18 protein-coding genes are annotated in these 19,602 nt (G+C 52.6%); 11 read left to right on the plus strand and 7 right to left on the minus strand.

The features are described 5' to 3' along the window. Positions 1-3: 3 nt before the first annotated feature. Positions 4-630, plus strand: a complete 627-nt coding sequence (gene rnt / locus ACMAY6_RS12505) for a ribonuclease T (protein WP_435216029.1) — start codon at positions 4-6, stop codon at positions 628-630. Here the strand turns inward: rnt and ACMAY6_RS12510 are convergent. The 4 genes from ACMAY6_RS12510 to mpl form a co-directional block, all read right to left on the minus strand. Next, positions 569-2,323, minus strand: a complete 1,755-nt coding sequence (locus ACMAY6_RS12510; protein ID WP_435212302.1) for an N-acyl-D-amino-acid deacylase family protein — start codon at positions 2,321-2,323, stop codon at positions 569-571. The two genes, rnt and ACMAY6_RS12510, sit on opposite strands and share 62 nt — an antisense overlap. A gap of 61 nt (positions 2,324-2,384) precedes the next feature. After that, on the minus strand, positions 2,385-2,984 hold the full coding sequence (locus ACMAY6_RS12515; RefSeq protein ID WP_435212303.1) for an LON peptidase substrate-binding domain-containing protein: 600 nt from the start codon (positions 2,982-2,984) through the stop codon (positions 2,385-2,387). 267 nt (positions 2,985-3,251) lie between these two features. Next, on the minus strand, positions 3,252-5,840 hold the full coding sequence (locus ACMAY6_RS12520) for an efflux RND transporter permease subunit (RefSeq protein ID WP_435212305.1): 2,589 nt from the start codon (positions 5,838-5,840) through the stop codon (positions 3,252-3,254). A gap of 11 nt (positions 5,841-5,851) precedes the next feature. Beyond that, positions 5,852-7,231: a UDP-N-acetylmuramate:L-alanyl-gamma-D-glutamyl-meso-diaminopimelate ligase gene (gene mpl / locus ACMAY6_RS12525; RefSeq protein WP_435212307.1), complete on the minus strand. Its 1,380-nt coding sequence runs from the start codon at positions 7,229-7,231 to the stop codon at positions 5,852-5,854. 98 nt (positions 7,232-7,329) lie between these two features. On the opposite strand from mpl, the gene ACMAY6_RS12530 reads away from it, so the two are divergent. Both ACMAY6_RS12530 and ACMAY6_RS12535 read left to right on the plus strand, forming a co-directional pair. After that, on the plus strand, positions 7,330-8,598 hold the full coding sequence (locus ACMAY6_RS12530) for a 6-phosphofructokinase (protein WP_435212309.1): 1,269 nt from the start codon (positions 7,330-7,332) through the stop codon (positions 8,596-8,598). A 142-nt stretch (positions 8,599-8,740) separates the two neighbouring features. Then, positions 8,741-9,376 (plus strand): inorganic pyrophosphatase, encoded by a 636-nt coding sequence (locus tag ACMAY6_RS12535; RefSeq protein WP_435212313.1) that lies wholly within the window; start codon positions 8,741-8,743, stop codon positions 9,374-9,376. A gap of 57 nt (positions 9,377-9,433) precedes the next feature. Here ACMAY6_RS12535 and ACMAY6_RS12540 read toward each other — a convergent pair whose 3' ends face one another. Then, complete coding sequence (locus ACMAY6_RS12540; RefSeq protein ID WP_435212314.1) at positions 9,434-10,174, minus strand: M15 family metallopeptidase; 741 nt, start codon at positions 10,172-10,174, stop codon at positions 9,434-9,436. Beyond that, complete coding sequence (sfsA, locus tag ACMAY6_RS12545; RefSeq protein ID WP_435212316.1) at positions 10,161-10,886, minus strand: DNA/RNA nuclease SfsA; 726 nt, start codon at positions 10,884-10,886, stop codon at positions 10,161-10,163. Before sfsA ends, ACMAY6_RS12540 begins: the two co-directional genes overlap by 14 nt. Positions 10,887-11,787: 901 nt before the next feature. On the opposite strand from sfsA, the gene dksA reads away from it, so the two are divergent. From dksA to panC, 8 genes are all read left to right on the plus strand, one after another. Then, positions 11,788-12,204 (plus strand): RNA polymerase-binding protein DksA, encoded by a 417-nt coding sequence (gene dksA / locus ACMAY6_RS12550; RefSeq protein WP_435216031.1) that lies wholly within the window; start codon positions 11,788-11,790, stop codon positions 12,202-12,204. Positions 12,205-12,271: 67 nt separating this feature from the next. Then, complete coding sequence (gluQRS, locus tag ACMAY6_RS12555) at positions 12,272-13,114, plus strand: tRNA glutamyl-Q(34) synthetase GluQRS (protein ID WP_435212318.1); 843 nt, start codon at positions 12,272-12,274, stop codon at positions 13,112-13,114. A 90-nt stretch (positions 13,115-13,204) separates the two neighbouring features. After that, positions 13,205-14,599 (plus strand): sigma-54-dependent transcriptional regulator, encoded by a 1,395-nt coding sequence (locus tag ACMAY6_RS12560; RefSeq protein ID WP_435212320.1) that lies wholly within the window; start codon positions 13,205-13,207, stop codon positions 14,597-14,599. A 319-nt stretch (positions 14,600-14,918) separates the two neighbouring features. Continuing rightward, complete coding sequence (pcnB, locus tag ACMAY6_RS12565) at positions 14,919-16,193, plus strand: polynucleotide adenylyltransferase PcnB (protein WP_435212321.1); 1,275 nt, start codon at positions 14,919-14,921, stop codon at positions 16,191-16,193. Then, positions 16,190-16,711 (plus strand): 2-amino-4-hydroxy-6-hydroxymethyldihydropteridine diphosphokinase, encoded by a 522-nt coding sequence (gene folK, locus ACMAY6_RS12570; protein ID WP_435212322.1) that lies wholly within the window; start codon positions 16,190-16,192, stop codon positions 16,709-16,711. Before pcnB ends, folK begins: the two co-directional genes overlap by 4 nt. Beyond that, the gene (locus ACMAY6_RS12575) at positions 16,708-17,403 is read left to right on the plus strand and encodes a deoxynucleoside kinase (RefSeq protein ID WP_435212324.1); all 696 of its coding nucleotides are present in this window, start codon (positions 16,708-16,710) and stop codon (positions 17,401-17,403) included. Before folK ends, ACMAY6_RS12575 begins: the two co-directional genes overlap by 4 nt. 53 nt (positions 17,404-17,456) lie before the next feature. Further along, positions 17,457-18,251, plus strand: coding sequence for a 3-methyl-2-oxobutanoate hydroxymethyltransferase (gene panB / locus ACMAY6_RS12580; RefSeq protein WP_435212326.1), 795 nt, complete (start codon positions 17,457-17,459; stop codon positions 18,249-18,251). 17 nt (positions 18,252-18,268) lie between these two features. Beyond that, complete coding sequence (gene panC / locus ACMAY6_RS12585) at positions 18,269-19,117, plus strand: pantoate--beta-alanine ligase (protein WP_435212327.1); 849 nt, start codon at positions 18,269-18,271, stop codon at positions 19,115-19,117. Here the strand turns inward: panC and ACMAY6_RS12590 are convergent. Then, the gene (locus ACMAY6_RS12590) at positions 19,111-19,581 is read right to left on the minus strand and encodes a hypothetical protein (protein ID WP_435212329.1); all 471 of its coding nucleotides are present in this window, start codon (positions 19,579-19,581) and stop codon (positions 19,111-19,113) included. The genes panC and ACMAY6_RS12590 overlap by 7 nt on opposite strands. Positions 19,582-19,602 lie beyond the last annotated feature (21 nt).

Consider the following 19,602-nt stretch of genomic DNA (forward strand, 5'->3'; position numbering starts at 1 on the left):
TCGATGCGAGATCGCTTCAGAGGCTTTCTACCCGTGATCGTAGATGTAGAAACTGGCGGTTTTAATGCTGCAACTGACGCTCTGCTGGAGGTCGCCGCCACACTGATCCACGTGGACGACCGAGGCGAAGTTGTCTTGGGTGACACCCTCAGCTTTAACGTAGAGCCCTTTGAAGGCGCCAACATGGAGCCGTCTGCGCTTGAATTTACAGGCATAGACCCCGAGAACCCCCTTCGCGCCGCGTTGCCTGAAGCTATCGCGCTAGGTGAGCTCTTCACCCGGATTCGCAAGGAGGTGCGGGACGCAGGATGCACCAGGGCCATATTGGTAGGACACAATGCGCACTTTGATGCTGGCTTCATTAACAGTGCCAGCCTTCGATGCGATCTTAAGCGCAACCCCTTTCATCCCTTCTCACATTTCGATACCGCAACCTTAGCGGGGCTCGCATTTGGGCACACGGTACTGGCACAAGCTTGCCGGCGAGCCGGCATCGATTTCAATAATAGCGAAGCCCACTCAGCCGCCTATGATGCGACTAAAACCGCCGAGCTTTTCTGCTGCATTGTTAATCAGTGGCAGCGACTCGGTGGCTGGCAGTGGCCGGCGATTCCTGAGGGCCACGAATAAGCGACCCCGGATACTGGTCGTGGAACTTACCATCGCTAAAGGTCAACACCCCTGACTTGATCGTCGCTTTATAGCCCTTGGCGTCCTGCAACAGGCGCATGCCGCCCGCGGGCAGGTCATGGGCGACCCAAGGCTGGCTCAACCCCAAAGCATCAAGATCAATGACATTGAGATCGGCCAGGTACCCCTCAGAAATTAGACCACGGTCATTGAGCCCGTAAAGCTGTGCCGTGCTAGCACACTGGCGTCGAATGGCCTGCTCAATGGGTATGCGACCTCTGTCTCGATCACGCACCCAGTGTTGCAATAAAAAAGTGGTCGCCGCGGCATCGCAAATCGTCCCACAATGTGCGCCGCCATCAGACAAAGAGTTAACGCAATCATCGGATGCGAGAATCGGCTCCAGAAAATCAAGATTGCCGTCAGCGTAATTGAGTAGCGGAAAATAGATAAAACCCTGCCCCTCATTGGCCATCATGGCGTCGTAGGCAAACGCCTCAGGTGACATGCCCGCCTCTTCTGCAAGCGCAGCAATTGAATCTTTAGCGGTGGGTTCGTAGTCGAAACCTTCAGTCATTGGGTACTGCATTTGGAAAGCAGCAATCATAAGCTCCAATAACAGTTTGAGATCTGTTTCGGGTAAATCGGGCTCCTCAGCCAACAACTGCTCTTTGAATTTTGAATCTTTGAGCTTCTCGAGCTGCTCAGGCCAAGTGAGATCCTTAATAGCCAACCAACTGGGTTTAAAGGAAAAGGGATGAAAAGTCGCCTGCCAACCCAGAATCAACCCGGTACCCCGTAACGCAATCTGCGCCACAAGATGTGCTCCCCGAGCATTCTCATCCCGCATTGAGGCGAGTTGGTGTTCGAGAGCCATAGCCTTTATGGGAGACTGCAATGCTGTGAAACTTACTGGCAAGCCTGTCTCTCGGCTCAGGTCACCCATCCACTCAAATTCATTCCACTCGGGCATCAGGTCGCTTGACAGCTCGAAGACGCCATAACCCACTCTACCCATCGCTCGCCCTATACCAACAAGCTCCTCTGGTGTCGCCGTCGTCCCAGGCACCAACTCGCCGTCGACTGATTTGTGCAACACCGTGCGTGAGGTCGAAAACCCCAGCGCTCCGGCTCGTAAACCTTCTTCAACGATGGCCGACATACGCGCGATGTCTGTTTCAGTAGGTGCTTCGTTGGCGGCTCCGCGATCACCCATTACGTAAGCTCGAACGGCACCATGGGGCACCTGAGTCGCTATATCTATACTTCTGGGAAGGGCCTCCAATGCGTCGAGATACTCAGGAAAAGACTCCCAGTTCCACTTCATACCCTCGGACAAGGCTGACCCCGGAATATCCTCAACGCCCTCCATCAAACCGATCAGCCAATCGTGCCGGTCCTTTGCTGCCGGGGCAAAACCCACCCCACAGTTACCCATCACCACGGTGGTAATGCCGTGCCAAGCCGACGGCGCCATTTCCTGATCCCAGGTGGCCTGACCATCGTAATGCGTATGAATATCGACAAAACCCGGAGTTACATAGCAGCCCGCCGCGTTGATCTCTTTGGCCGCAGCGCCCAAATCCTGTCCTACTGCCGCGATCAGGCCATCTTTGACAGCCACATCCGCTGTAAAGGGCGTGTCGCCAGACCCGTCTACGACGGTGCCACCTCTGATGATTAAATCGTACATAGCTACTGTCTCCGGTTTATCTCATGAGTAGAACTTAACAAATCCCGCGCTATCTCCAAAATCATCCTTCTTCACCTGAAATCTGGTTGAGTAATATATCTAGCTCTACAATCAACTCATTCAGTGTTGCCATACCGAGCAACTCATACTTAATGGACTCATCAAAAGGCAGCAACTGGATCAGATTGAAGGCCACCTCCCAGGCGTTGTTGTAATCAATCGTTAAGTTCATTCGCTGGATATGCGGATGGGACTCCAAACCACGCAGAACGACCTCAAGAGAACGCCACTCGTCGGTCATGGGCGCTGGCTCTAAACGCCCCTCCATACTTACCCGAGACCGAATCAAACCCGAGGGATCACGCCAAACCTCCGCAATATCGAACCTCTCCTCTCCTCGAATAGTAATTCCCAGCAGGCCGTTAGGCAGTTGATCAAAATCGGTAATTCGAGCGTGGGTGCCATAGTCTCCAACATCTGGGGTGGTTTGCGAGCCGCCACTGACCTCAGATCCCTGACGCAACCAGACAACGCCAAATCCGGTGTCCGTGCGCATGCAAGCTGCCACCATGTCCAAATATCGTTGCTCAAATATTTGAAGCGGCATGTAACCGTAGGGCACGAGGGCCGAAGATAAAGGGAAGAGCGGTATCTCAGTCATAATGGACTCTCAGGGCGGCTGGCGCTTTCCAAATGGTTCAATAACTCTAACGCTTGCTCGGCACTGTCACCACAGACATCCGCATGAGGTTTGAAGTCACCGCACACCGCCGGCCTCCTGGCGTCTTTGAAAAGGGCACAGCCCCGCTGCGCATCAAGGTGAACACAAGGCGTGCCCGGGGGTTTGCCCTGTGGCATACCAAAGAATGGGCGTGCTATTCCGGGTGCTATACAGCAAGCACCACAGCCGGCACGACACGCAAAAGTTTCATCGACCACCTTCAGGTCCAAGCGGCCGAAACACCAATATAAGCTTGGGCAACAACAGTAGCGCTCCCGCAACCGCTGCGATCATCGCCAGATCGGTCAACAACCCAAAATACAAGCTAGGGGTAAAATTTGAGAGTGTCAGTAAAGAAAATCCCACCATCACAGTAAGCGTTGTGTAATACATCGCCCTACCAATACTGCCGTGACTGCGGTGCATGGCTGCATGATAGCTTTGGTCGATCGTAAATTCGCTGCGAAAGCGATGAATATAGTGAATACAATCGTCCACCCCGATACCCACCACAATGGCTGCAATTGTAATAGTCATGATATCGAGGGGAATCCCCAAAAGCCCCATCACCCCCAACACCAGGCCCGCGGCCAAAACGTTTGGAGCCAAGGCCAATAACGCCAACGGTAGAGAGCGAAATAGCACCCAAAACATCAACCCTATCACTAAGAATACAACGCCCAAGGTTAGAATCTGAGACTTAAAAAGGCTTTGCAGTACATTGTTGTATAGCACCAGCAAAGACGTAAACTGCACACGCTCTGGTTCGATGTTAAGCGTTTCTACCAACTCCCGGCGCAACTCCCTAAGAAATTGATCCCGCTTCAAATCCTTGCTGGTTTCTTTTGCTCTAACCGAGATCCGTGCCTCATCGGTGTCGGGATAAAAATAAGGCCTTACTAGTGTAGCGGCGACATCTTCCGGCATACTGTTTTGCACGAGGGCCAGCTCAATAGCCCCCAAGGGCGCTCCGTACAAACCATCCATCACCTCAAACGCCGTCGATAAAGAGAGCACCTTGCCCGTTTCCGTGCGAGCCTCAACTAACCGGTGAGCCTGATCCAGAAGATCGCGCCCCTGAGGTGAAAACCAATAGGAAGGCGCAACACTACCCGCCTCAGCAAAGAAGTCACCACCACCAAAGCCGTCATCGCCAAAGTCATCATCACCAAAGGGATCGTCTGCAAAAGTATCTGATAGACCACCCATATCCGTGGCTGCGCCAGCGTCAAGCTGCTGCAGCTCCGCCGTATCAACACTCCCGACAGCAGCAGTGTCCGCCGACTCCTCGTGTGGCGGATAGAGCACGATATCCAGCGGAATCGTGCCCCCTAGTCGTGCGTCCAGTAATTCCATGCCTTGATAGATCTCAGTGCTCTCTTTGAAATAATCAATAAATCGGTTTTCTACCTTTAACCGAGAGATACCAACAGCGACAAGCAGGACTAAAACACCTGAAAATACCAGCACCGCCAGGCCATATCGTTCAACCCAGCCGGCAAATCGAACTGTCATTCCACTATTAAGGGAGGAGGGAATAATTCTTTTTGGCGCGGGCAGTAAAGTAATCAGTGCCGGCACCAACATAAAAGTAGTGACAAACGCGAACACAATACCCACCGTCATCATGAGACCGAAATCAATCACCGGCTGAATGCCCGCAACCATCAAAGACGCGAAAGCAACGATAGTCGTCAACGCCGTGTAACCACAGGGTATTAGCATCAGTTGCGCGGCACTCGCAGCGCGTCGTCGACGATTTTCATCTGGACTTACCTGCTCCAACTCTCGGTAACGGACTACGACGTGCACCGACAAAGACAGGGTAATAATCAAAAGGACAGCGACAAAATTTGACGAAATCACGCTCATTCGCCAGTCCAAAAAACCTAGCAAACCCAACATGATTGTCGCAGTCATCGAACAATTAAGGATGGGAATAACAACCCAGCGCCAGTCACGAAAAATGATACCCAGCACCAGCGTCATAATGCCGATAATCGCAATGCCAAAAACAACCAAATCAGCGCGAATGAAATCAATCATATCGGCGGCGATCATGGGCACCCCACCCACAAAAATCTCAGCGTGACTTTTAAACTGCTCAGCAACAGCTCGCACCTCCGCTACCAGCTCACTGCGCCGTTCGCCTTCAACCGCTAAAAAAGCGTCATAGAGCACTTCAACCTCCTGCAGACGCGACGTCGCTATGGGATCTAATTGCTCTACCAGCGCTCGACCACGCAGAGCTTCACGTTCATCTAGGAGCAGTGGGCCACTCGGATCAGTCGCCAAACTGACCTGAATAGCGCTGACATCCCCCGCAGCGCCCACTAATAGATCCCGATAAACCGGACTGGTCGTAAACTCTTCAAAAGCAAGGCCGGTATCCACTGCGGGGTCGCGGAGGGTAGGCAGTTGCTCTGCCTCGGATAGATCCGTGAGGCTCAAAGGCGGGCTTTCCAGCAAAGGAACGTCCAGTATGCTGGTTACCGATGAGACTCCGGGAATTTCTCGCAAGGCCGTTACCATAGCCGCAAGAGGTTCTAGGGAGCTGGCTGCCAATAAATCTCCCGCAGGTCGCCACGTGAGAATAAGAAACTCGCTTGACGCGTAGTGGCGACTCGTCTCCCGAAAAAAAGCCAGGTCAGGGTCTCCCTGTAACAGCAAAGAGTCCGAAGATGCGTCCAACCGAATTTTCCCCAGCTGACCACCCGCGAGGGTCACTAGCAGACCGAAGAAAAGGAGAACTAACCACGCTCTGCTGGTAATCTGACGAAAGTAAGACTCAATCATAGTAAAAAAGGTCAGCCTGTTGCCGCAGTTGCGCCCAAGCGCTGCAGCAGTTTTTCATGAATTCCACCAAAACCTCCATTGCTCATTACGACCAAAACATCCCCAGATTGTGCGGCTCCCGCAATGGCATCAATTAATCCATCAATTCGCCGCCACACCGAATGTTCTGCTCTATCAGCGACGAGGTCTTTAAGAGACCACGACAAACCCGGAGGTTCGTACCAAAATACCGCATCAGCTTCAGCGGTGGCAGCAGCTAGTGCAGCTTGATGGTGGCCATCTCTCATGGTCGCAGATCGTGGCTCAACGACGGCAAACAAGCGACCTGACTTCTTACCTAGACGCTGACGCATTGCCTGCAGAGTCAGCGCAATAGCTGTTGGATGATGGGCAAAATCGTCATAAACCGCTATTCCCGCCGGTGTCCCTCGAAGCTCAAGTCGTCGTTTTACACCGGTAAACCCCTCTAATGCGCGAGCAGCAATGTCTAGAGGCACACCGGCATGGTGTGCTGCGGCGATCGCAGCGCATGCATTCAAAAGGTTGTGCGCTCCAATCAAGGACCAGTTGATCACCTCCACGGCGCCCGCAGGAGAGGACACTTCAAACTGCTCCCCCGCCGCCGATAAAGCCCGCACACTCCATGAGTTGCTTGCTTGGTTACCAAAACTTTGGCGCGGCGTCCAAACACCCTTTGAGAACACCCGCTCAATCGCCGGCACGTCTCCGTGAATGATAAGCCCTTGACTGGGCACACAGCGGATAAGGTGATGAAACTGGGTTTCGATTGCGGCCAAATCAGGAAAGATATCGGCATGATCGTACTCAAGGTTTGCCATCACTAAGGTGCGTGGCTTGTAGTGCACAAACTTTGATCGTTTATCAAAAAACGCTGTGTCGTACTCGTCAGCCTCCACAACAAAAAAATCTGACTGTCCGAGACGGGCAGACTGTCCAAAGTTACCGGGGACGCCACCAACGAGAAAACCGGGCTCCATCCCTGCACATTCTAAAATCCAAGCCAGCATGCTGGTGGTGGTGGTCTTTCCGTGGGTACCCGATACTGCGATCACCCAGCGCCCTGCAAGCACATTTTCACCTAACCATTGCGGCCCAGAGACGTAGGGCAAACCCAAGTCCAACACCGCCTCGACTTCTGGGTTTCCTCTGGAGAGCGCATTGCCCATGACCACCAAATCAGGCCTCGGCTGGAGATTTTCTGCAGAGAACCCCTCAGTGAGCACGATTCCCGCGTCGGCCAACTGTTGACTCATTGGCGGGTACACATTGGCGTCTGAACCCGACACTTGATAGCCCAGTTGTCGAGCCAGTAGGGCCACACCACCCATGAACGTGCCACAGATACCGACAATGTGAATGTGTTGTGCCACAGCAAACTCCGTTAATAAATATAGCTTAGCACGGGGATTGCACTAAGCCGCCCAGCACACTACTTTAAGCAACCTGATTCCTGACCCAAGACATCTCTATGCCTAAAGCTAATGCATTTTATGCACAATCTGGTGGCGTTACACCGGTTATCAACGCTTCCGCTTGCGGGGTACTAGAAGCTGCTGCAAAAAGGAAAGATGCTATCGGCAAAGTCTACGCAGGCCGCAATGGCATTGTGGGGGCGCTGCGCGAGGATCTCATCGATACGAGCAAGGAAACGAAAGCCGCCATTAGGGGTTTGTTGACAACTCCCGCTGGCGCTTTTGGGTCTTGCCGATACAAACTGCGAAGCCTCGAGGATAGCCGAGCCGAATATGAGCGCCTGATTGCTGTCTTTCAGGCCCACAACATCCGGTATTTTTTTTACAACGGTGGCGGCGATTCAGCAGATACCTGCCTCAAAGTGTCCCAACTCTCTCAAAAGCTGGGCTACGACCTGCAGGCCATTCATATTCCAAAGACCATCGACAATGATCTTCCCTGCACTGACAATTCACCAGGCTTTGGTTCAGTTGCAAAATATGTCGCCATATCTACCCGAGAGGCGGCCTTAGACGTGGCTTCTATGTGCGAAACATCAACAAAGGTTTTTATCCTCGAAGTGATGGGGCGTCACGCAGGGTGGATTGCCGGGGCTTCCTGCTTAGCAGAGACCGAAGCGAGCGAAGCGCCCCACGTCATCCTGTTTCCCGAAATCGCGTTTGATGAGAAAAAATTTCTCGCCAAAGTTCAGAAGACTGTGGATCGCTGCGGCTACTGCGTCATCGTTGCTTCTGAAGGTGCACAGACCGCTGACGGCCGATTTCTTAGTGATAGTGGCGCACGTGACGCTTTTGGTCATGCACAGCTAGGAGGCTTGGCACCCACCTTGGCCAATCTGATAAAAAGCCGCTTGGGCTATAAGTACCATTGGGCCGTCTCTGACTATCTGCAACGGGCTGCACGTCATATCGCCAGCCAAACAGATGTCGACCAAGCCTACGCTGTAGGAGAAGCAGCGGTCGAAATGGCCTTGGCAGGAAAAAACGCTGTAATGCCAACCATCGTCCGTGATCCTAGCAAACGCTATCGCTGGCGGATTGGAGAAGCCTCCCTTAAACAGGTTGCCAACCGAGAGAAGAGAGTGCCTCGAAAGTTCATAAGCCGCGATGGCTTTGGCGTCAGCCCCTTGGGGCACGCTTATTTTGAACCTCTGGTTCAAGGTGAAGCGTACCCTCGATACAAAGGGGGGATGCCAATTTATACGACGCTCAAAAACCTACCTGTCACAAAACGGCTCGCCCAAGGGTTCGAACTGCAGCTATAATCCGCTGCACCAAAATGTAAAACTGCCGCCCTCCATGAGACCTCTGGATTAACTGTGCCTTGCAGTTAAATTCGGACGTGCTCAAGGCGCGGTGGATATTACCAAAAACCTTTTTTAAACCCCGGGCAGGAGGCCCCGACAGATGTATACCGACGAACCTTTCTCAGCATATAGACGCCACCCCTGGCATGGCCTTGAACCCATACCTGAAGGCGTTGAACCCGGCATTGTGCGGGCTTATATCGAGATGCTACCCAGCGATACTGTCAAGTATGAACTCGACAAGAGCACCGGATTCTTGGTGGTCGATCGCCCTCAGCGGACAACAGCAACACCCCCAGCGCTCTATGGCTTTATTCCTCGAACCTACTGTGCCGAGGAGGTAGCGGCCCGTTGTGCCCATGCCGACGTTGCAGATGGTGACCCCTTGGATATCTGTATTTTTTCAGAGCGTCTAATAACCCGCGCCGACATCCTCCTCAACGCAAGGGTTGTTGGGGGAATTCAAATGATTGATGAGGGCGAGGCTGATGACAAAATTATTGCGGTGCTAGAAGGTGATAACATTTGGGGGGAAGTCAACGATATAAGTGACCTACCGCCCATTAAGACCGAACGGCTTCAGCACTACTTTTCGACCTATAAAATGATCCCCGGTAAAAACGTTGAGATACGAGTTGACGGAGTTTACGGTCGTGAAGAGGCGCTCAAGGTGATTGCCGCCTCGCAGCAGGATTATCAAAACCACTACGGGCATTTATTGCAAACAAGCGAATAAGCCCACTTTTAGGGAGTGGCAGTAGCCTGGGTCGTAGACACAACCTCAAGCCTCAGGCTAGACCCAATAACTTCTAACGTATCGCGCCATTATGGCGTCAAATTGAAGTTCCACCTCTTCGAGGCCTAAAAGGGCCTCGAAATCCCCTTGCTGACACAAGCTATTAGCTCGTCCTGACCACAACTCAATCAGTGGCGCATTGTCCACGAGAGATTGAAAACCTCGGGCACTGGGGCGGTGGCTCAAATGCCACGGCTCAGGGGCAACGCCACCGGCCTCCCCGGTGTAAGGCCGATAAAATCCCTCAGCATCATCCTTGCTAATTAATGATGTCAGCCAGTCAGACAGCGGGGCGAAAGGTCCATCGTCAGTATATTCACTGGCGTGCAGCTGAAGTGCATATCCTGTAGACACCGCAGAGGGATCCCAAATATCGAAATCTGTTCCCCAGTGATGTCTGGAAGTACCGGGCAAAGCTGAGTACCGGAGGATGGCGTGAAGCCACTCATCACTTGAGCGCGTTTGCTTTGATATTAACGCTCCCGTATCGCCGTAGACCGGACGTTCGCCGCGCATTTTGGCATTGAAAATGGCCAATTGCCGCCCATAATCACGATACCCTGATGCAACCGACAGGTTTAAGCCTGTGTTTTTGGCTCTTTTCATCAGTCGCTTCAATGCTGCTGCTGCCGAGTTGCTGGCCAGCCCTACCCCCGGTAAATTTTCTAGGCCTTCACAGCTTAGGCCCACAGCACAGAGTGCAGAGGGCCGAGCAGCGTTAGCGTCATCTGTTACCAAGATCACATTCCTCTATAGCGATGGGTCGCGTTGCGCGCAGACCCTGCGGCGAGATTTCCAAACCCAGCCCGTAAACCTCTACACCTGCCTTAACAGCACAGGCCAGGGCCTCTGCATACGCCGGATCGACCTCCGCGGCTGGCGCAATTCGCTGGATTCCTGAATGAAAAGCGCAAAATATTAAAGCCGCGCGGCAATCGGCACTAACAAGGTTAGCCAGCTCTTGCACATGCTTGAGCGCTCTGACACTCACCGCATCAGGAAACTGCCCTAATCCGCCGCCGACGCACCAAGACACCGCTTTAACCTCTACCCATATTGGGCCAGCTCCAGCTTCGAGCTTAAAATCTAGCCGGGTGTTGGCCCCTAACTTCACCTCACGCTGCAGCCTATCAAAACCCGACAGTTGAGGAAAAACACCCTCTTTTAATGCGGCCTCTGCCACGGAATTTGCCAAAGCCGAGTGCACACATACCAAACTGGCATTGTCTTCAACCAGCTCAAGAGTCCAGGGCAGCTTGCGCTTGGGGTTATCACTACGTGATATCCATACTGTGGAGCCTGGCTGCTGACACCCACGCATTGCGCCCGTATTAGGGCAATGCGCTACGACAATCTCGCCACTTGTTAACTGCACATCGGCGAGGAAGCGCTTGTACCGCCGCTGCAACGTACCCTGTTGCAATTGATCAAAAGCCCAATGCCACGCCATATCTTCAGCTTTTCCTTACCGATTTGCTAATTGTGCCACGAGCAGTGATGGTAAATTCAGTGGCATGAACGCCACTAATCTGGTAGCTTCCCGACCCCGTTGCAGGAGCGTGCTGTAGAAGCCTCCCACACGCAGTCCTTTTTGCGGTGTTTAGACTGCCTCTATAAACAACTCGGTAATCAGGTAACTTGCCATGGCCACCAAAAAATCCAAAGCCAAGACTAAAGTAGCGGCGAAAAAATCTGCTACAAAAACTGCGGCTCCTAAGAAGCCCTCGAGCAAGAGCAAGTCAAAGAGCCCCGTCGCCAAGAAGGCGCCGGCGAAAAAAGTCGCCGCAAAGAAGCCTGCCGCAAAAGCAGCCGCCAAAAAAGTAGCCGCGAAAGCACCGGCTAAAAAGGCTGCCGCCAAAAAGGCACCGACTAAGAAGGCCGCCGTTAAAAAAGCACCAACTAAGAAGGCCGCTGTAAAGGCCGCCGTTAAAAAAGCACCGACTAAGAAGGCCGCTGTGAAGGCCGCCGTTAAAAAAGCACCGACTAAGAAGGCCGCTGTGAAGGCCGCCGTTAAAAAAGCACCGACTAAGAAGGCCGCTGTGAAGCCAACCGCTAAGAAAACCGCCACCAAGAAAACCGCCACCAAGAAGGTGACTAGCAAAGCACCGGCAAAAGCAGTTGCCACCAAAAAAACTGCGGCTAAAGCCCCGGCTAAAAAAACTGCTGACAAAAAGGTCGCCGCCGCAAAGCCGGCAGCAGGCAAAGCCGCTGCCAAAAAAGCACCTGCGAAACCTACCAAAGCAAAGGTGACCAAAGCCCCGAAAGCCACCGCAGACCAAAAGACCGACAAAAAGAAGCCCGCCAAAAAAACTGCCAGTGGGGCGAAGAAAACAGCTAGAGCAGTAGGCAATGTGCAAAATTTTGATGATTTTAAGCCCTACAAGCCCTCTCGCGGTGAATCCTATATGAACGAGGAGCAGCTTGAGCACTTCCGCGGCCTGTTGCTTCACTGGCGCACAGAGTTGGTTGACGAGGTCACGCGCACTGTCTCGCATATGAAAGATGAAGCCTCGAACTTTCCTGACCCCGCTGACAGGGCCACTCAGGAAGAAGAGTTCAGTCTCGAACTCAGGACAAGAGACAGGGAACGCAAATTAATTAAAAAAATTGACGGCACCTTGGAGCGCATCACGATCGACGACTACGGCTATTGCGATGCCTGCGGCATCGAGATTGGCGTTAAACGGCTTGAAGCTCGTCCTACAGCCACGCTATGCATTGATTGCAAAACCCTCTCAGAAATAAAAGAGCGCCAAGAGCTGGGTTAAACCCAGCCGTCTTGGGCGCCATTAGGAAATCACGATCAATCCATCAGATGCGGGTATCCAGCACACTGTGGTTGGACGCTTTGCGCCGTCTCCTACGGGCCCCATGCACGCAGGCTCCTTGTTAGCCGCCGTAGGCAGCTTCCTTCATGCACGTTCTCAGAATGGACGTTGGCACCTCAGAATCGATGATATTGATCCACCTAGAGCGGTCCCCGACTCGGCAACTGCCATACAAAAAAGCCTCAAGTGCCACGGCTTGCAGTTTGATGGTGAAGTTCAGTACCAAAGTCATCACGCCGTCCGCTACGAGCACGCTCTGAATCGCCTGAACAAGCAAGGTGACGTGTTCTATTGCGTCTGCACTCGAGCAATGCTCAGCCCCACGGGTAGTTGTCAAAACGCCTGCGCCGATGAAAACCTGACCGATGCCGCTTCCGCTAGCATTCGGGTAAAAGTACCCCTCGACACATTTATCACATTAGATGACGATTTTTTAGGCAGCCAAAGCTGGCACCTTGGTCAACAACTCAGCGATTTCGTCGTTCGACGTCGGGATGGCTTGTACGCTTATCAGCTTGCTGCCGCAGTAGATGATGCCGCCCCTTTGGCCACACAAGTGACTCGCGGACGAGATCTGCTTGACTCCACTCCGCGGCAGGTCTTTTTACAACGCAGGCTGGGCCTCTCATCCCCTCAATATGGGCATTTACCCATCATAAAGGATCAAAACGGCTTTAAACTCAGCAAGCAACAGGGCGCAACAGCCCTAGACGATGATCACCCCATTAACAACCTACGGGGCGCAGTGAAAGCTTTAGGTCAGCCTAGTCCGCCCTCTAATCTCAAGGATCCTGCGTCTTTGCTCGCATGGAGTCTGGCTCAATGGGACCCTTCTCGGGTACTCAGGTAACAAATAATCCCATTTTGTTACTGGGTTACTTAAAGTAATGTTACCTAGGTAAAAGGCGCCTTGCCTCTTTTCGCAACGGATTCTGATGATATGCCACTGATATTGCTAGTTGACGACGAGCCCTCGCAACGACAGGCCCTGCGCCGTGTACTTGAAACGCGGGACTATAAGGTTGCAGAAGCGTCCGGAGTTCAAGAAGCTGAAACTCAATACAATCTCGCTGAGTTTGACTTGATTGTCACCGAACTCAAGCTCGCGGGGGCCAGTGGCGCTGAACTTATCCGGTCAGCAAGCCCCGTCCCCGTCATTGTCATGACCAACTACGCCAGCCTGCGCTCAGCGGTTGATTCTATGAAAGCCGGTGCTGTCGATTATCTGGCGAAGCCTTGCTCTGACGATGATTTGCTTAACGTTGTAGCGGCAGCGCTCCCCCGGCAGGGCCGCGCCGACGCCACAAGCAAACAACATCACCAACCCACACGCCAATTTTTTCAGGGTCACTGCCCGACCTTAAGAAAACTTGATGAACAGATACAAAAGGTGGCGCGCACTGACTCAACGGTGCTGATACAAGGTGAAACTGGAACAGGCAAAGAATTAACCGCCAGGCGTGTGCACACATTCAGCCGACGAAACGGCCGCCCTCTCGTCTCTCTTAACTGTGCAGCCATTCCCGAGTCACTCATCGAGTCGGAGCTTTTTGGCTACGAAAAAGGCGCATTCACAGGCGCGACCAGTAACCGCATGGGACTCATCGAAGCCGCTAATGGAGGCACACTCTTCCTCGACGAAATTGGAGAGTTGCCACAGTCTGCACAAGCCAGATTATTACGCTTCATCCAAGAAGGTGAGATCCGACAAATCGGTGCCGTCAGTAGTAAAACGGTGGACGTACGACTTATCTGCGCAACCCACAGAGATTTATCGGCACTTGCGAGCCGAAACGAGTTTCGAAAAGATCTTTTTTATCGAATCAACGTGTTAGGCCTTACAATTCCGCCATTGAGACAGCGATCGGTAGATATTGCCTCTATGGCGCAGTGGTTTGCCGCGACGCTGGCCGAAAAGCTTGGCATACAGCCGCGTGCTTTGAGCGAAAACGCTATTAATTTGGTGGCGCAGCACCCCTGGCCAGGGAATGTAAGAGAACTCGAGCATGCCGTAGAGCGCGGCTTGGTCATGGCAGAGGGAGAGTTTGTAGAAGCTTTCGATATGGGCCTGACGTCAATCGCGGCAAGCAATCACGATGCGCCGCTCTCAATCGTAGCGGGTGTAACTACAGAAATTGATCCCGAGGACCCGTTGGCAACCGACGAAGAGCTCTCTCTCGAGGATTACTTTATGCGCTTTGTTCTCGAGCACCAAGACTCAATGAGTGAAACCCAGCTTGCACAAAAATTAGGGGTGAGTCGTAAGTGTCTTTGGGAGCGACGCCAACGTTTTGGCATACCCCGCAGTCAGCCCAGTAAGCGCGGTCAGCGTTAAGTGAGGGCGTCGACATCGACCCTTAGTAACACTCACAGGGTATAAAAGTAACACTTTTGGGGTATCAGCCGGGCTGCAGCCAGGGCAAAAATTACTAAGCCCTTGTTATTAATGTGGTTTTATCTCTTGGCACGTTGCCTGCAAACTATCGGGCAGAGCCCAAATAATAATAAGCGGCCAAAAAGCAATAATAAAGCAAGAACGGACCTGGGTGGGGAAGAGTACTTCCCCATGTTTCTTTTCGTCCGTCAGAAACACAAACTCCCCCTGAGCGTCTCTGGATAGTACACTACGGCTCAAAGTGCCCAGAGGACATTCTGTGTCTCTAATCCCCCAGGCTAAGAACAAGATTAATCGCAAATATGTGAGCCCCGCTGCCATCCGTGTGGTAGAGAAGCTCCGTGCTGCAGATTACGAAGGTTATATCGTTGGTGGCGCGGTTAGAGACCTTATTCTCGGGAACAAACCCAAAGATTTTGACGTTGCAACCAATGCCACACCCGAAGAGGTAAAGGGGCTTTTTCGCAGTGCAAGAATTATTGGCCGGCGCTTTCAGATCGTACACGTAAGAGACGGCCGCGAGATCATTGAAGTCACAACCTATCGAGGGCCTCACCTGAGCGAGGGCTCCATCAAAAGTGCCAGTAAACAGTCAGACAAAGGTCTACTGCTGCGTGACAACGTCTATGGCACTTTAGCCGAGGACGCTGCTCGACGTGATCTCACGATTAACGCTATGTATTACAATCCGATCGACGGGTCCGTGCTGGACCAAATGGATGGACAAAAGGACATTAATGCCCGCCTTGTTCGTGTTTTGGGCGATCCTCAAACGCGCTATCGCGAAGACCCAGTGCGGATGCTTAGAGTCGTTCGGTTTGCCGCAAAATTACAATTTGATATCGAGTCAGAAACCGAGGCGGCTATCCGCGTATGCGGTCCGCTACTGGCAGAAATTCCACCTGCGCGGCTTTTTGATGAATTCTTAAAACTATTTATGGCCGGCCACGGGCGCCCCACGCTTTTACTGCTTCTGCGGTATCAGCTATTGGACAGCTTGTGTCCGGACGCGGCTTTTCTTATCGAAAAAGAGCCACGCTTCAAGACGCTGGTGACGCAAGCCATGGGCAATACTGATCAGAGAGTCAAAGACGGGCGCCACGTAACACCTGCTTTTTTACTAGCTGCCCTGCTTTGGCCTGTCGTGCAAACACGCGCTGACAACTTGGTGAGGGCTGGAGAGGCGGCTGCACAGGCTATTCATAGTGCAGGACAACAGGTGATTGCTGAAACTTGCCAAAAAATGGCAATTCCAAAGCGGTTTTCTTTCCCCGTCAGAGAGATTTGGGAACTACAAACTCGCCTCGAAAGACGGCAGCCCAAGCGCGTCAAAGACCTCCTTGCAGATCGTAGATTCCGTGCTGCTTACGACCTATTGCTTTTACGCGAGGAATCTTCGGAAACGCTGAATAACGCCGGTGAATTCTGGGAGCAGCAACAGTTGGAGTACCCTGACTTAGTAGGGACAGCACCGCCACGCACAGAGGATAAATCCCCCCGTCGCCGCAGGCCAAGAAGGAAGAGAGAGGGTTGACCGAGGCGTTCGTGGGGCTAGGCTCAAATCTTGAAGATCCTGCCACGCAACTTCGCCGGGCCTGTGACGCCTTGGCCGCGTTACCCGATACCCAACTTGTCGCAGTCTCATCGGTTTACGAATCTCAGCCTATGGGCCCCAGCGATCAACCGCCTTTTCTAAATGCCTGCGCACAGATTGCAACAACCACCAGTCCCAACGATCTATTGACGGCCCTCCTCGCAATAGAGACCACAATGGGTAGGGTCCGCAAAAGACGTTGGGGAGAACGCTGCATCGACCTCGACCTGCTGCTCTACGGTGACGCCTCATTAGAGAGCAAACGGCTGACCCTTCCACATCCGGGCCTGTATCAAAGAGATTTTGTTCTCAAGCCCCTCGCCGAGCTTCTAGGCAACGAATATCTGATGCCCAATGGTGTGGATATTGTTACATTACTCGCGGGCTGCCCCACACACGACCTGAAGCTGAGTTCAGTACAACTTTACAACGGCGAGATACCTGGAAATCCACTTTGAACGCCAATTCCCATCAAAGTTTTGAACCTGCAAATTTAGATTTGCGGGGTCGCAACCCGCCCGGATACATCGCGGTCGAGGGTCCTATTGGCGTAGGCAAAACAACCCTTGCGCGACGTCTAGCGGAGGCTTTCAACTATCAGGTGATGCTTGAGGACGCCCATGAAAACCCCTTCTTAGAGCGTTTTTACCAAAATCGTAAAGAAGCTGCCTTGGCGACACAGCTCTTTTTCCTTTTTCAACGCAGCCAAAAAATTGCCGACCTTCGACAGACTGATATATTTGAACCTGTTAGGGTGTCTGACTTCCTTATAGATAAAGACCCTTTGTTTGCCAGAATCAATTTAGACCCCGATGAGTACGCTCTCTACGAAAAGGTGTTTCAACAGCTCACAATAGATGCGCCCCTACCCGACTTGGTCATCTACCTGCAGGCCTCTCCTGACCGCCTCCTTGACCGCATATTGACGCGAGGCGTAGCCAGCGAGCGCAGAATCGATCGCGAGTACCTTGAGCAAATCAACGAGGTCTACAGCGAGTTTTTTCTTTATTATGACGCCGCTCCGTTACTGATCGTTAATGCTAACGAGATCGATTTGTCGCAGGGACACGAAGATTTTTCTCAACTTGTCGATTACCTACTCGATATTCGTAGTGGCCGGCACTATTTCAATCCCACCTTCTTCGGTTAACCTTGCACCCACAGGAAACCCAACGATGACACAAAGGCAATCGGATAGCGCAGATGAGTGACAAGATAACCATCGGTACGCTGAATAAAATGAAATCGGACGGCGAGAAGTTCGTCATGATGACCGCCTATGACGCCACTTTTTCGCGGCTAATCAGTGATGCAGGCGCTGAAACAATTCTTGTTGGCGACTCACTAGGCATGGTGTTGCAAGGGCACGACACAACGATACCCGTCACCATCAGCGACATGGCCTATCACACAAGCTGCGTTTGTCGCGGGGCACCACGCTCCCTCGTTGTCGCAGATATGCCATTTATGAGCTATGACACAACCGACAAGGCTTTGGCGTCAGGCATGATGCTGATGCAAGCAGGAGCTCAGATGGTCAAACTCGAAGGGGGCGTATGGCTGAGTGACACCATCCATCAACTGGTAGAGCGCGGTATCCCAGTGTGTGCCCACTTAGGGCTGACGCCACAATCCGTGAACGTATTTGGGGGTTACAAAGTACAGGGAAGGACCCCAAAAGAAGCCAAGTCGATTTTAGCCGATGCCGTTGAAATTCAGGATGCTGGGGCTAGTTTACTCGTACTTGAGTGCATTCCTGCACACCTTGCGGCAGACATTAGCTCAAAACTTGATATTCCGGTGATAGGCATTGGCGCAGGCCCAGGTACTGACGCCCAAGTGCTAGTGTTACACGACATGTTGGGGCTGAGCGAACATCCTCCGAAGTTTGTAGAGAACTTCATGACCGGTTCAGCATCCGTACAGGTCGCTTTGCGCGCCTTCGTAGAAGCCGTAAAGAGTGGGGTATACCCCAAAGAACAGCACACCTACTCCTAGCCGAGGTACAGAGGTCAATGGAGATAGCCAAAGACTCCGACGAGCTGCGTCAACGCCTTAAGTCGGTGCGTGGAGACGGCACGGTTGCCTTTGTGCCAACAATGGGCAATTTGCACGAGGGGCACCTAAGCCTAGTTCGGCAAGGCTTGACCATGGCTGAGCATGTCGTTGTTTCGATCTTCGTGAATCCACTGCAGTTCAGCCCCACCGAAGACCTTGACGCCTATCCTAGAACGCTGGAGCAAGACCTTGAACTCTTGATCGCGGAGGGGGTTGCCCTCGTATTTACGCCTGGCGTAGAAGATCTATATCCCGCGGGTTTAGAAGCCCACACCAAGGTCACCGTTCCAGGCCTTACCGATGTTTTGTGTGGCAGTAAGCGTGTCGGCCACTTTGACGGTGTGACCACAGTCGTTTGTAAACTGTTAAACCTAGTTGCCGCTGATATCGCCTTGTTTGGAGAGAAGGACCTACAGCAGCTGCTAGTGATTAGAAAAATGGTGGCTGACCTGAGAATTCCCGTTCGGATCGAAAGTGTTCCAACCCAGCGAAATGCCGACGGGCTGGCTCTCAGCTCTCGAAACAACTATCTGACCTCAGAAGCGCTGGGCCTAGCCCCTGCCTTATATCGCAACCTCATCGCTGCTAGCGATGCGATTCAGGGGGGGGCCAGAGACTATGAAGGGCTTTGCAGCGGTGTCATCCAGCGCCTCAACAAGCTTGGCTTTGTCAGCGAATATTGTGAAGCTAGGCGGTGTTCAGATTTACTGCCCGCCCAGGAGGACGATACAAATATTGCTATTTTCTGTGCGGCCTCGCTAGAGGGAACGCGCCTCATCGATAATATCGTCATAGAGCATTACTGATCGCTGGGTTCAGTAAAAGTGAGCGCGACGTCACCAAATAGAGAAGCGCCACTGACACCGGCTACGACTCTAAGTCGATCTTCACTCGACGGCATTACAATAAAGTTATGAACCCACCTATCCTGTTCAGCCGACACAGGTAAGGCCTTCACGGGGCCCTGATCACCCTCAGACTCTAGTCCAACCAGCACAAAATCTAATGGCACTGCAGACGTCATGCGCAATTGCCCCGTTGGCAGAACCACAATTGCCAACTTAAAGCCCTCGTTAGACAGCCCACATTTACCACCCGGATAGCGACAGCCCGGACGTTCAACTAAAGGATAGGAGGCTCCCCCTTGTGCTGGGGCGGCCTGCTGCTCTACATCATCGGTGAGTTGCCCGGCACCATACCAGGCGAGCACTGCGAGAATAGGCGCCACTAGCAGCGCGGCGAGTACATGCTTATTGGTCAACATCGACATACAAATCATCCAAATAAAACG

The organism is Luminiphilus sp. nBUS_16 (assembly GCF_051201645.1).
Lineage (GTDB): Bacteria > Pseudomonadota > Gammaproteobacteria > Pseudomonadales > Halieaceae > Luminiphilus.